The 12,572-nt window shown below is 42.8% G+C and carries 9 protein-coding genes and 1 tRNA gene; 1 reads left to right on the top strand and 9 read right to left on the bottom strand.

Annotated features, from left to right (window positions below; all coding sequences use genetic code 11):
• The first annotated feature begins 6 nt into the window (after positions 1-6).
• Positions 7-1,215, top strand: a complete 1,209-nt coding sequence (locus tag BLS28_RS09930) for an IPT/TIG domain-containing protein (RefSeq protein WP_176844428.1) — start codon at positions 7-9, stop codon at positions 1,213-1,215.
• A 142-nt stretch (positions 1,216-1,357) separates the two neighbouring features.
• Here BLS28_RS09930 and BLS28_RS09925 read toward each other — a convergent pair whose 3' ends face one another.
• The 9 genes from BLS28_RS09925 to BLS28_RS09885 all read right to left on the bottom strand — a co-directional run bounded on the left by BLS28_RS09925 (position 1,358) and on the right by BLS28_RS09885 (position 12,543).
• Positions 1,358-3,352: a M1 family metallopeptidase gene (locus tag BLS28_RS09925; protein WP_091165495.1), complete on the bottom strand. Its 1,995-nt coding sequence runs from the start codon at positions 3,350-3,352 to the stop codon at positions 1,358-1,360.
• A 223-nt stretch (positions 3,353-3,575) separates the two neighbouring features.
• Positions 3,576-4,103, bottom strand: a complete 528-nt coding sequence (locus BLS28_RS09920) for a transposase (RefSeq protein WP_091165493.1) — start codon at positions 4,101-4,103, stop codon at positions 3,576-3,578.
• A 225-nt stretch (positions 4,104-4,328) separates the two neighbouring features.
• Positions 4,329-4,679, bottom strand: a complete 351-nt coding sequence (locus BLS28_RS09915) for a Spx/MgsR family RNA polymerase-binding regulatory protein (protein WP_091165489.1) — start codon at positions 4,677-4,679, stop codon at positions 4,329-4,331.
• Positions 4,680-4,811: 132 nt separating this feature from the next.
• Positions 4,812-7,298, bottom strand: coding sequence for a TonB-dependent receptor (locus BLS28_RS09910; protein ID WP_176844427.1), 2,487 nt, complete (start codon positions 7,296-7,298; stop codon positions 4,812-4,814).
• Between the two features lie 115 nt (positions 7,299-7,413).
• Entirely contained in the window at positions 7,414-9,852 is a 2,439-nt protein-coding gene (locus BLS28_RS09905) for a TonB-dependent receptor domain-containing protein (RefSeq protein ID WP_091165485.1), read from the bottom strand.
• Between the two features lie 104 nt (positions 9,853-9,956).
• Positions 9,957-10,517, bottom strand: a complete 561-nt coding sequence (gene pth, locus BLS28_RS09900) for an aminoacyl-tRNA hydrolase (protein WP_091165482.1) — start codon at positions 10,515-10,517, stop codon at positions 9,957-9,959.
• A 150-nt stretch (positions 10,518-10,667) separates the two neighbouring features.
• The gene (locus BLS28_RS09895) at positions 10,668-11,252 is read right to left on the bottom strand and encodes a 50S ribosomal protein L25/general stress protein Ctc (protein ID WP_091165479.1); all 585 of its coding nucleotides are present in this window, start codon (positions 11,250-11,252) and stop codon (positions 10,668-10,670) included.
• 122 nt (positions 11,253-11,374) lie between these two features.
• Positions 11,375-12,319 carry a ribose-phosphate pyrophosphokinase gene (locus BLS28_RS09890; RefSeq protein ID WP_091166935.1) on the bottom strand — a complete coding sequence of 315 codons (945 nt, stop codon included), beginning with the start codon at positions 12,317-12,319 and terminating at the stop codon, positions 11,375-11,377.
• A 153-nt stretch (positions 12,320-12,472) separates the two neighbouring features.
• Positions 12,473-12,543: transfer RNA gene (locus tag BLS28_RS09885), tRNA-Gln, on the bottom strand.
• Positions 12,544-12,572 lie beyond the last annotated feature (29 nt).

Below are 12,572 nucleotides of genomic sequence, written 5' to 3'. Positions count from 1 at the left end.
TGTATTTTGGCTTCGTGTTCTAAAAGCGGCGGAGATCCCACCCCCCCTAAAACAGATCCCCCTGCGTTAACAGTAAGTTCCATCAATGTAAATGAAGGCCCGTTTAATACCCTTGTCGAAATTACGGGTACCGGCTTCAGCACAACCTTAACTGATGACAAGGTGTTTTTTAACGATAAAGAGGGTATTGTAAAAACGGCGACAGCAACTAAACTTACCGCAACTGTACCTGTAGGAGCAGGAAGCGGAATTATAAAAGTTACTGTAAATGGCAAAACCATCGTAGGCCCCTCTTTTACCTATTTGTTAACACCGGTAACAACTACAATTGCAGGCAGCGGTACAGCGGGAGCAAATGATGCAGATGGTGCCTTGGCAAGTTTTAATGGACCAATTGGCATAGTGATTGACAATGATGGCAATTTATATGTTGCCGATTCAAAAAACAATAAGATCAGGAAAATAAGCACCACCGGAACGGTAAGCACTTTTGCAGGAAGCGGTACTGCGGGGCTGGTAAACGGCATTGGTGCAATAGCTTGCTTTAATCACCCGGATGCATTAACCATAGATAATGCCGGGAACATTTATGTTGCCGATGAATTAAACCACGTAATACGAAAAATTACTCCTACAGCCTCGGTAAGTACTTTTGCCGGCAGCGGTGCTTATGGCCTTACAAATGGCTCGCTTACATTGGCTGCTTTTAAAAACCCCACAGGGATCAGTATAGACGGCTTGGGCAATTTTTATGTTGCCGACCCGCAAAATAATGTGATCAGGAAAATTGATAATACCGGTATGGTAAGCACTTTTGCCGGAAACTCGATATCAGCACTAACAGATGGTACTGGAACAGCGGCAAGTTTCAATTTGCCGGTAAGTGTGGCTACAGATAAAAACGGGAATGTTTTTGTTGCCGACCTGTTAAATCAACGCATCCGGAAAATAACTCCCGCTGCTGTAGTTACAACGGTTGCAATAACCGGTGTACGTAACACCACTTTTGACGGTATTGACGCGATAAGTTTAGACGCCGCGGGTAATTTATACGTTAGCGCAAACTCCTCGTTGATAAAAGTTAACAAGGATAACGTTACTAACTTAGTGGCCGGCGGCTTGGCTGATGCCGAAGGCCATGTAGTTGATAAAAGCGGCAATATTTTTATAGCCGATACAAGGAATAATAAAATCCTGAAGATATCATTGCAATAAACAAGTTTTGTATTGCAGCCTTTAAGCTTCTATAAGGTTTCGTAAAGTCTGGAATTAAAGATAATCAAACGAAAACCGGCGATGAACTAACGCTCATCGCCGGTTTTTTTGTTTCCCCTTTTAGGGGGGAGATCCAGAGAGGCTATTTTTTCCAAACGTTATTTTCAGGATTGTAATCCGGTAATACTTTATCAGGATCGTAAGTAACCGATTCAATTTCTTCGGTTGATGGATATTTAAATGTCCATGACGCATAACGCTCCCAAATTTCAACCGGCAGTTTTACGCGGTCAACTTTACCACCTTTGGTTTTAACTTCCAGGATAACCGGCATTGCCATTTTACCCAGGTTATCTAAAGTGATCAGCGAGCCTTTGGTTGGATCGTTATCAACATATTTTACATCGCTTACAGCAACATCCAAACGCCAGTCGTTCAGGAACCAGCCTCTCCAAAACCATTGCAGGTTTTCGCCGCTTGCATTTTCCATCGTGCGGAAAAAGTCGTCGGGAGTTGGGTGTTTAAATGCCCAGCGGTTAATGTAGGTTTTAAAGGCGAAATCAAAACGCTCCGGGCCTAAGATCTGCTCGCGCAGCAATACTAAACCGGCGCTTGGCTTTGAGTAAAGCAGGGTACCAGTGTTTCTCTCTTTTAAGTTAGCCGGCTGGCTCATAACAGGCTCAAGATCGGGCCTGGTAAAGAAAGCACCGATAGTATGCATATCCGGCACCCTTGTGTTTTTGTACTCGCCATTGTTAAAGTTAGCGGTAGAAAGCGTATTGATGAACGTATTAAAACCCTCGTCCATCCAGCCGTACATGCGCTCGTTTGAGCCTACGATCATCGGGAACCAGGTATGACCAAATTCATGATCGTTTACACCCCAAAGACTTGCCTTTTTAGCTTTCGCTCCGCAGAAAACAATGCCTGGATATTCCATACCACCCACTATACCTGCAACCGCAGTAGCAGCAGGATAAGGGAACTCGAACCATTTTGATGAGTTATACTCAATAGATTTTTTAACGTACTCTGTTGAACGGCCCCAGGCATCGTTGCCGTCGCTTTCAACCGGGTAGGCAGATATAGCAGTTGATTTTTTACCGCTTGGCAGGTCCATTTTGGCAGCATCGATAATAAATGCTGCAGATGAAGCCCATGAAGCATCACGGGCATTCTTGATTTTAAAGTGCCAGGTTAACTGGGTTTTACCGGCAGGGCGCGATTTTGGATCGGTAACTTCAGCAGCCGAGCGGATGATGACAGTGCTTTCGCTTTTTTCGGCAGCTGCCCAGCGTTTCAATTGCTCAGGGGTATATACTTCCTGCGGGTTTAATAATTCGCCGGATGCTACAACAATATGGTTGGCAGGTGCAGTGATGTTCAGGTCAAAATCACCGTATTCCAGGTAAAACTCACCCGGGCCGCTATACGGCAGGGTGTTCCAGCCCATTACGTCGTCATACACACATACGCGCGGGTACCATTGTGCAATAGTATAAACTTTACCATTTTTGGTTTGCAGGTAGCCCATACGGTCCGACCCATAATTTGGCGACACAAATGAGTATTCAATTTTCAGTTTAGCCTGTCCGCCGTTCGCGGCAATTTCTTTTGGAAGGAAAACCTGCATCCTGGTATCGGTGATCAGGAATTTAACGTCGACATATTCGCCTTTCAAACCAGCAACTTTTACCGATTTAATTTTATAACCGGCATCAAACGCCTCGCCGCGGCCCCAGTTACGGCTACCTGCCGGGGGAACGATGGCTGTACCTCTTGAATCGAGCTTAAACAGATTCTGATCCAACTGCATCCACATAAAGCCCAATGTTTGCGGACTGTTATTGGTATACGTTAAAACTTCCGAGCCGGTAATTTCGTTGGTTTGATCATTCAGTTTGGCAGCCAGCTGGTAGTCTGCACGGTTTTGCCAGTATTTATATCCTGGCTCGCCACTCGCTGCGCGGAACTCGGTACCATTTTTAGTATAAAAACCGGGACCAAAAGTTTCGTGATAATCGTAAACAGAACCGGCGGGGGGTGTTGTGGTGGTAGGCGCTGGCTGCTGGGCGTAACTCACGCTTGCGGCCAACATAAAGGCAAGGCTGCAACCTGCCATCAGTTTTAGTTTCATGTTCAGTCAAATAAATTGCGTAAAGGAACAAGTATACTACAAATTAGGGAGATGCAAAAGATTGGTAAAACGATTGTTACCGATTTAATTAAGGAATTGATTTCGTGCTTAAAGGCTGCTTATCAGGTGAATTGGTTATTGTTGGTGACAACACCAACAATTGCTAAAAAATTAGGGACGCGTTAGATACCACGCCGTTGTTGGTGTTGTCACCAACAACTATTCACCCTGCATGATGTGTAATTAAACCGAACTCGTCTATCCCCGTTTCATAAAACCTGGCAGATGAATATTTATAATCTTCCGGATATTGAACCAATTTCCATTTTTCCTGCAATGGATTATTGTGGATATAGTCCAACTTTTGCATAAAAACGTCCGGGGTCCACAAATCAATACTTAAGGAATTTCGCTCCCAAAATTGATATTTCCGATCCTTGGCATTAACCATAAGTAGGGATAATCTATCATCATTACTATCCAATAAGCTGAATTTCATCTGCTGCGCCGTAAATTTCAAGAAACGCATTTGAACCAAATCCCGTGTATGTCCGTCTTGTATCTGCCATATCAAATGAATGTGATTAGGCATTATCACGAACCCATAAACAACTATACTTCCTTCGTTTTTTAGAAACAACAGACTTTTTATAATTATATCTTTATAAATATCTTCTGTTAGCAATGGCTTCCATTCTAAAATTGTTGCTGTGAAAAATTGTGGATGATAGTCAAAGTTAATTTCAGCCATATATGCTAAAATAAATAAAATCGGCTCACTTTATTTATTGATGCTATTGCCAATAATATTTAATCATTAGGAACTAAAAAATCATTTTATGCGTAACGATCACAGCATAAGATAATACGCGGCGTAGAGTTGTTGGTGACAACACCAACAACGGCGGGCAATGACATAATTATTTCCGCGCCGTTGTTTATCTAACAACGGCACGAAATACGGTTCACCAAATCCTTACTTCCCCAAAAAATGATCTGCATAAACCTTCTCATCAAAACCGAAGAAAAGGAAACCATTATCCTCAATTACCGGGCGTTTGATCATACTGGTTTTTTGCTGTAATAATTGCAGCGCGTCGGCGTTGGTTTTGATGCTTTCCTTAACAGCAGGCTCAAGTTGTTTCCATGTGAGGCCTTGTTTGTTCAAAAACTTTTCGTAACCTGCTTTGGTATCCCATTCCTGCAATTTTTCGGCGCTTACACCCAACTTTTTGAAATCCTGGAAATCGTAAGCTACCTTATTTTCTTTAAGCCAGTCGAGGGCTTTTTTTACTGTATTGCAATTGGTTATTCCGTAAACTTTCATGGGGGTAAATTTACGGATTTCGATATATCATGAGCAGGGACTATTTCAACTCGCCTGTTGTTTTATGATATGGCGATAAAAAACAAAAAGAGGCGCCATTACGCGCCTCTCCTAACAAATATCTATTAGCAATTAACCATTGCCGCCGCCATTGCTTTTGCCCCCGCCTTTGGTATCATCGTTATTAATGCCACGCTGGTTCTTTTTGATATCGCCATTCAGTTTACCAAACTTAAAGTTTAACCTCACAGCAAAATTCCTGTAGCGGTTATGGTACAATGATTCCTGGTCGAAATCAACTGTATGTGTGGTCGATCTGAATGTACGGTATTTACTGTACGGGTTGTTGGCTACTGCCGATATGGTCAGCTTTTTGTTCAGGAACTCTTTAGATAGTACGTAGGAGTTAAAAATAAAATTGCTTGACTTGCCTTGTAAGGTAACATCCCCGCTAAAGAAACCGGCATCGAGGCCAATGCGATAGCCGCCATCAAATTTGTAGCCAATATTGGCAAAAGCGTTGCCGGTGTAACCGTCATTTTTATAAAACTGGCCGTTATAAGTTCCCTTTAACCACACGTGCGAAATTTGCCCGTTGATATTAACCGTAAACTTTTTAGTGATTGAGTAATTGGTATTCAAGTTTAAGCCAAGTGATCGGTTGCTGCCTAAATTTTGGTACGTAGTAAACGTAACGGTATCAATATGATCGCCCATGTTGTTTTGAATCAGGCTGGTTACGTTTTGGATAGCATTGTTGGAGAACGCATAGCTCAAACCAACATTGATTGATCCTTTTGAGAAATTACTATAGTTCAACTCAAAAGTATTGTTCAACTCCGGCTTCAGATCGGGATTACCGGTGCTGATGAATTTAGGGTTCGATTTATCAATAAATGGATTTAACTGGTAAATACCCGGCCTTTGAATGCGCTGGGTAAAGCCCAAACTGATGCTGCTGCTTTTCATAGAGCGCTGAACAGATACCGATGGAATAAAGTTATTATAGCTTTTATCAAGCGGCGTACCTGTAAACACGGCATTTACCTGGGTATGCTCCAAACGTAAACCAGCCTTACCTGTCCATTTATCAAACTTTAACTGGTATGAGTTATAAGCACTATAAACATCCTGATGGTAATCAAATTCACCGGTTTGCCCTGTGTTTACATTATATACCGAACTGGTTGAGTCTTTGTCCTCGCGCCTGTAATCACTAAAGTTATTACGCAGGATCACTTTACCACCAGCCTCAATGCTGATTTTTTTTAACGGATAAGCATAATCTAACTGGAAGGTATGCTCGCGGTTACCTGCGTTATTATACTGTCTAAAATCTGGCTGTAAGGAATTATAATAGTTAACCCTGTCCGAAAATTGGTTATCAGTAAAGTTTTTGCTTGGACCATAGCTGTATTTGTACGATAAGGTAAGCAGTTCATCTTTGTGCCCTTTAAAACCTAACTGGTAGTTGATAGATGCATCAAGTCCCTGGTCATGATTATAACCATTGCTCGATAGATTGTAACCTTGTGTAAGTGCACCGGCCTCATTGGTTTGTGCCGAACGCTGCGTACCATCCTGATCAAACTCGCCATGGAAAACTTCAAATGAGCCAGTGAGCAGGTTCAGGGTATCTATCTCGTAGCTCATTTCGGCGTTGGCATAGCGATACTTACCGCCAAATGAGTTGGTACCATCCTGTAATATGTTTGACCTTACTATTTTTGAGTTTGGCTCAAACTGCGTTTGGGTAGTAGTAAAAGTATTGGTATTACGCTTCTGGTTACCAAAACCTGCATAACCCGAAACTCCGAACTTACCTTGCTTGGCTGTCATGTTCAGGTTATACCCCGGCCCCCAAACACTGTTATAGCGCATGTTGACACTGCCATTATAGCCCTGATCCGCGTTCTTTTTAGTGATGATGTTAATTATACCTGCCAAACCCTCGGCATCGTATTTTGCAGGCGGCGTAGTGATCACCTCAATCTTTTCGATGTTGGTGGCCGGCATCGCCTTTAACACGTCAGATGGGTTTTTGGCCATCAGCGCCGATTCTTTTCCGTTGATCAGGATCTTATATTTACCGCTGCCTTTTAACTTGATGTTATCATCGCCGTCCACAGCTAAAAGCGGCACTTTACGCATCATGTCCAATGCAGATACCGCTTTGCTTTCGGGATCGGCAGTAACATCATAACTGAGGCGGTCAACCTCCTGTTTCATTACCGGCTTTACAGCGGTAATGGTTACCTCGTTCAGCTGTTTACTTGATGCTGCTACCAGGATCCGCCCCGCATCAAACGTTTTATCGGTTATTTTCACCGGGAGTACTTTGGTTGCATATCCAACAGAAGCTACTACTAACTGATAGGTTTTACCTTCGGGGGCTTTCAGTTCAAAGCTCCCGTCATCTTTGGCAAGCGTACTTTTTACCGGGGTTTTGGTAGCGGCATCCTGCAGTGCCACCGTACCATACCCCAATGGTTTGTTGGTTGCCGAATCGATGACAGTACCTTTAACGGTTATATTTTGAACAGAGACCGGTGCGGCAGCCTGGGCCATAGCCATGCCCGTGACAAAACAGCATAGCACTGTTAGTAGAAATTGTTTCATAATTGCGATTTTGGTCATAAGACGTTTAAGATACCCGGGCGTGACACCAAAAAATATGCGTTTAACACTTTTTAACGTTTGCCACTGCCAGGTAACGGGTTAGTTACTAAAGTTGTTAATTGCGGCTTCCGCTGCTGGTGTCATCATTGTTAATACCACGTTGATTTTTCTTTATGCTGCTGTTAAGCCTGCCGAATTTGTAGCTCAGGCTCACGTTAATGGTGCGGTAAAAGTTGTTGTTAGCGGTGTAAGTATCAAAGTCGGGCGTTTTGGTGTAGAAGTCGAGTTTGTTGAATTTTTTGAAAGGATTATTAATGTTTACTGATAGCGTGGCCTTTTCTTTAAACATGGTTTTAGTACCGCTGATAGAGCTGAAGAAATAATAATTATCCTTCCCCTGCAGCAATACGTAACGGCTGTCATACCCAATGTTTAAGCCGGCGCGATAGCCGCCGTCAAATTTGTAGCTGGTATAAGTAAAAATGTGTCCCTGGTTACCGCTGTTTTTATAAAGCGAACCGTTATAGTAGCCCTTAAGCCAAACAAATAAAAGTTCGGCATTGACATTTACATTTAGTTTTGGGGTGATAGGATAGTTGATATTGGCATCAAAGCCCCAGTTTTTGTTAGAGCCCACATTGTCATAAGTATTGGTAGTTACCCCGGCCGAATCAACCCGCGCCAGGTTTTGTACTGTATTATTGGCAAACGAGTAATTGGTGCTCAGGTTGATAGATCCTTTGGCAAAATTACTATACCCCAGCTCGAAGTTATTGGTAACCGCGGCCTTCAAATTAGGGTTACCCATGTTAACATATTGCGGGTTGGTACGATCAGTAAATGGGTTTAACTGGTAGATACCCGGGCGTTGGATGCGCTGGGTGAACCCTAAAGTAAGGCTGCTGCTTTTTAAACTTTTTTGGATAGATACCGATGGTATAAGATTGTTATAATCCTGGTGAACGGTGCTGTTAGTGGTTGAAAAATCGGCATTAACAGTTGTATGTTCTAAACGCAGGCCTCCCTTAAAGGCCCATTTGGCAAGCTTTACCGAATAGGAGTTATACAAGCTGTAAACGTTCTGCTTGTAAGTAAAATCGTTAGTTTGACTGTCATTAGTTTGATAAACACCTGGCTGCGTTAGTGTATCCGTATGGAAATTACTGTAATTGTTTCTCAGAATACCTTTACCGCCTGCTTCAAGTGTCAGTATTTTTGCCGGCTGAATATAATCTAACTGAAAAGCGTGCTGCTTTGAACCGGAATTATTGTACTGCTTATAATCTGCCGGAGGCGGAACGCCAATTTTATCGGCACCCGATGTTGCATTGTTATTTTGATCATTGTTGTTATTGTTGTATTTATATGATACCGTTAGCAACTGATCTTTATGATTTTTAAATCCCAACTGATAGTTCAGGCCTGCGTCTGCACCATGAAATGTACTATTACCCGAATTAAATAAGCGATAAAACTGGGTAACAGCATCAACACTATCGCTAATACTGGTTACCTGGTTATTTTGCTGCTTACCTTTACCGTTATAAAAATCATACATACCTGTAATGAGGTTCAGGGTATCTACCTCATAGCTCAGCTCACCGCTGGCGTACACATTGTTAGCCCCATTGCCCCTTGTCCCGGTTTGGTTAAGGGACGATTTAGGATGATAAAAATTGGTAATATTTTCAAACGATGAAGTTTGCACGGGCCTGTGGTTGTAGCCTGCGTAACCCGCGAAACCGAATTTACCTTGTTTAACAGTTACGTTTACGTTTGCACGTTCGCCAAAAACATTGTTATAGCCCGTATTGATACTTACGTTATAGCCCTGGTCCGCATTTTTTTTGGTGATGATATTGATGATCCCCGCAAGGCCTTCGGCATCATATTTTGCGGGCGGCGTAGTGATTACTTCTATCTTTTCAATATTGGCAGCGGGCATAGATTTCAACACGTCCGATGGGTTCTTGGCCATCATGGCCGATTCTTTTCCATTTATCAGGATCTTGTAATTATCATTACCCCGTAGCTTGATAGCGTCGTTGCCATCAACAGATAACAAAGGTACTTTACGGATCATATCCAGCGCGGTGATAGACTTACTTTCCGGGTCGGCAGTTACATCATAACTCAGGCGGTCCACCTCCTGTTTCATTACCGGCCTAACGGCGGTAACGGTAACTTCTTTCAATTGTTTGCTCGATGCCGAAAGCAGGATCCGGCCTGCATTAAATGTATTATTTGTAAGTTTTACCGGGATAGTTTTGGTGGCGTAACCAATAAAAACAGCAACTAACTGGTAAGTTTTACCTTCTGGCGCTTTTAGTTCAAAACTGCCATCGTCTTTAGCAAGCGTACTTTTTACCGGGGCTTTGGTTGCGGCATCCTGGAGCGCAACGGTAACATACCCCATGGGTTTATTTACAGCCGAATCAATGATGATGCCTTTTACAATAATATTAGGAACTGCCGGAGCAACGGAAGTTTTTGTTTGAGCGAATAAGAGTATAGATAAGCAACAGCAAAGTACCGTTAGCAGGATTTGTTTCATAAGGTTATTTAGGTTTACAAGACGTAAGTACACACCCGCGCGTTACAACGCGAATTACGATTTGAACGGAATTTTAACTAAAATATTAGTTTGTAACGACGTTGTTACTTATTATAACGAGTCATGGTAAGTTCGGTTCCAATAGTTGCAAAACTCTTCACCATTTCTATCGAACGATCGATCAATGCAGGCAGTTCGGGCTGTTCGTCTTTATCAAACGGGCTCAGCACAAAATCAACCTGCCGGCCTTTGGGGTAATTATCACCAATGCCAAAACGCAGGCGTGCGTAGTTATTGTTGCCAAGCACCTCTTCAATATTTTTAAGGCCGTTATGCCCGGCGGCGCTGCCTTTGGGTTTTAAGCGTAAGGTACCCAGCGGCAAGGCAAGGTCATCCACGATAACTAAAACATTCCCCACCGGAATTTTCAGGTCTTTCATCCAGTAGCTCAGGGCTTTTCCGCTCAGGTTCATATAGGTAGTAGGTTTAATGAGGCAAAGCGTACGGCTTTTGAACGATACCTCGGTATAATAAGCAAGCCGCGAGTTTTGAAACCTCGCTCCCTCTTGCCTGGCCAGTTCATCCAACACCATAAAACCGATATTATGCCGGGTATCTACATACTCCGGACCAATATTCCCTAAACCTACAATTAAATATTTCATGCCCCCTGGCCCCCTAAAGGGGGAATTTTTGATTAGCTTAAATTTTAATGCGAAGATATTATTTATTGCTCAAACAAAAACAGCGATAGAAATTACTCTATCGCTGTTTTTAAATTCAAGTCCTGCTCCCCCTTCAGGGGGTTAGGGGGCTTATTTTTTACCTTGAGCTGCTTCCTGCTCTGCCTGACGTAATGCACGTGAGGTAGTTACAGAAACAATGGTATCTTCTTTAGCGTTGGTGATCACTAAGTTATCTAATTTAATATCAGATACTTTTACTGATTTACCAACTTCAAGAGATTCGATGCTTACTTCAATAGCATCAAGATGATCTTTAGGAAGCGCTTTGATACGCAGTTTCCTTAATTTTTGAACCAGTTTACCACCTACTTTAACACCTGGAGAAGTACCGGTTAATTTAACTGGGATCTCGATGGTGATAGGTTTTTTCTCATCTAACAATAAAAAGTCAATGTGAGTGATTTTTTCAGTTAGTGGGTGGAACTGGATGTCTTTGATGATAGCTTGTGATTTAACACCGGCGATTTCCAGATCGATGAAATGAACAACCGGAGTGTAAACTACGGCTCTCAAATCAGCTGCGGACACAGAAAAGTGGGTCTGGGTAGCACCACCATAAAGAACTGCAGGCACCTGGCCATTGTAACGCAGCTCTTTTGCGTCTCTTTTCCCTACGTTCTCTCTTAGAGAACCGCTAATAGCAATTGATTTCATTTTTATTTATTTGTTTATTTATTTGTAGCCCATGGTCGATAGTCAATAGACCATGGATTTATTTTTATTCTAACCAATCAACCACAGCCATGGACTATCGACCACTGACTATGGACTTAAAACTAATCCACCTTAAACAAGGTACTTATCGAACCGTGTTCGTTTACGTTGCTTATCGCTTTTGCAAACAGCTCGGCGGTTGAAAGCACCCTTATTTTAGGGCTGCTTTGTTTAAGCGGGATTGTATCTGTAACTATCAGTTCGGTTAATGCCGAGTTTTCGATAGTTTCATAAGCCTTACCTGATAATACCGGATGTGTACAAACCGCGCGTACGCTGCGTGCACCACGCTCCATGATCAATCCGGCTGCTTTCGCTAACGTACCTGCGGTATCGCAAATGTCATCAATCAGTACTATGTCCTGATCGGTAACATCACCTATCAGCGTCATGGCTTCAATTTCGTTAGCGCGTTTACGTCGTTTATCGCAAATTACCACTTCGGCATTAAAGAACTTGGCAAAGCTCCGAGCCCTGTATGAACCGCCCATATCAGGCGATGCAATAGTAAGGTGACCTAAACCAAGGCTTTTAATATAAGGTACAAAAATGATAGAAGCATCCAGGTGATCAACCGGCACGTCAAAAAATCCCTGGATCTGCGCTGCGTGCAAATCCATGGTCATGATGCGGTTAATACCGGCTGCAACCAACAGGTTAGCTACCAGCTTTGCACCAATGGCAACACGGGGCTTATCTTTCCTGTCCTGACGGGCCAAACCAAAGTAAGGTATAACGGCGTTTACATAGTGGGCTGATGCACGGCGGGCGGCATCAATCATCATGAGTAACTCCATTAAATTATCGGTTGGCTGGTGAGTTGACTGGATCAGGAAAACATCACATCCCCTTACAGATTCGTTAAAATGCGGCTGGTATTCGCCATCGCTAAAACGCGATATCACAACTTCACCTAACTCACGACCATAAGCATCAGCTATAAGATGCGCAAGCTCCTGCGAACCTGATCCTGAAAATAATTTAACCGGGTTAAATTGTAAGGGCATTTTGATTTTGGATTTGGGATGTTCGATTTCGGATTTACCTGTCTTCCACCGTTGATCTTTTACAAATACAACCGTCATAAAACACAATTCGGATTTCAAGTTTTCCAATCAGAATAAATCCGAAATTGAAAATCCGAAATCCGAATTTTATTGTTGCCCGACCAGGATTCGAACCTAGACAAACGGTACCAAAAACCGTCGTACTACCATTATACTATCAGGCAATCTCCTTTGGTTTGTTTTACTCCCCGAA

Source organism: Mucilaginibacter gossypii (genome assembly GCF_900100945.1).
Lineage (GTDB): Bacteria > Bacteroidota > Bacteroidia > Sphingobacteriales > Sphingobacteriaceae > Mucilaginibacter > Mucilaginibacter gossypii.
This window is presented reverse-complemented; position numbering and strand designations above follow the sequence as displayed.

Bases quoted from the DNA above. Each gene is read 5' to 3' on its own strand.
- BLS28_RS09925 (WP_091165495.1), bottom strand. From the start codon at position 3,352: ATGAAACTAAAACTGATGGCAGGTTGCAGCCTTGCCTTTATGTTGGCC.
- BLS28_RS09910 (WP_176844427.1), bottom strand. From the start codon at position 7,298: ATGAAACAATTTCTACTAACAGTGCTATGCTGTTTTGTCACGGGCATG.
- BLS28_RS09895 (WP_091165479.1), bottom strand. From the start codon at position 11,252: ATGAAATCAATTGCTATTAGCGGTTCTCTAAGAGAGAACGTAGGGAAA.
- BLS28_RS09920 (WP_091165493.1), bottom strand. From the start codon at position 4,103: ATGGCTGAAATTAACTTTGACTATCATCCACAATTTTTCACAGCAACA.
- BLS28_RS09915 (WP_091165489.1), bottom strand. From the start codon at position 4,679: ATGAAAGTTTACGGAATAACCAATTGCAATACAGTAAAAAAAGCCCTC.
- pth (WP_091165482.1), bottom strand. From the start codon at position 10,517: ATGAAATATTTAATTGTAGGTTTAGGGAATATTGGTCCGGAGTATGTA.
- BLS28_RS09905 (WP_091165485.1), bottom strand. From the start codon at position 9,852: ATGAAACAAATCCTGCTAACGGTACTTTGCTGTTGCTTATCTATACTC.
- BLS28_RS09890 (WP_091166935.1), bottom strand. From the start codon at position 12,319: ATGCCCTTACAATTTAACCCGGTTAAATTATTTTCAGGATCAGGTTCG.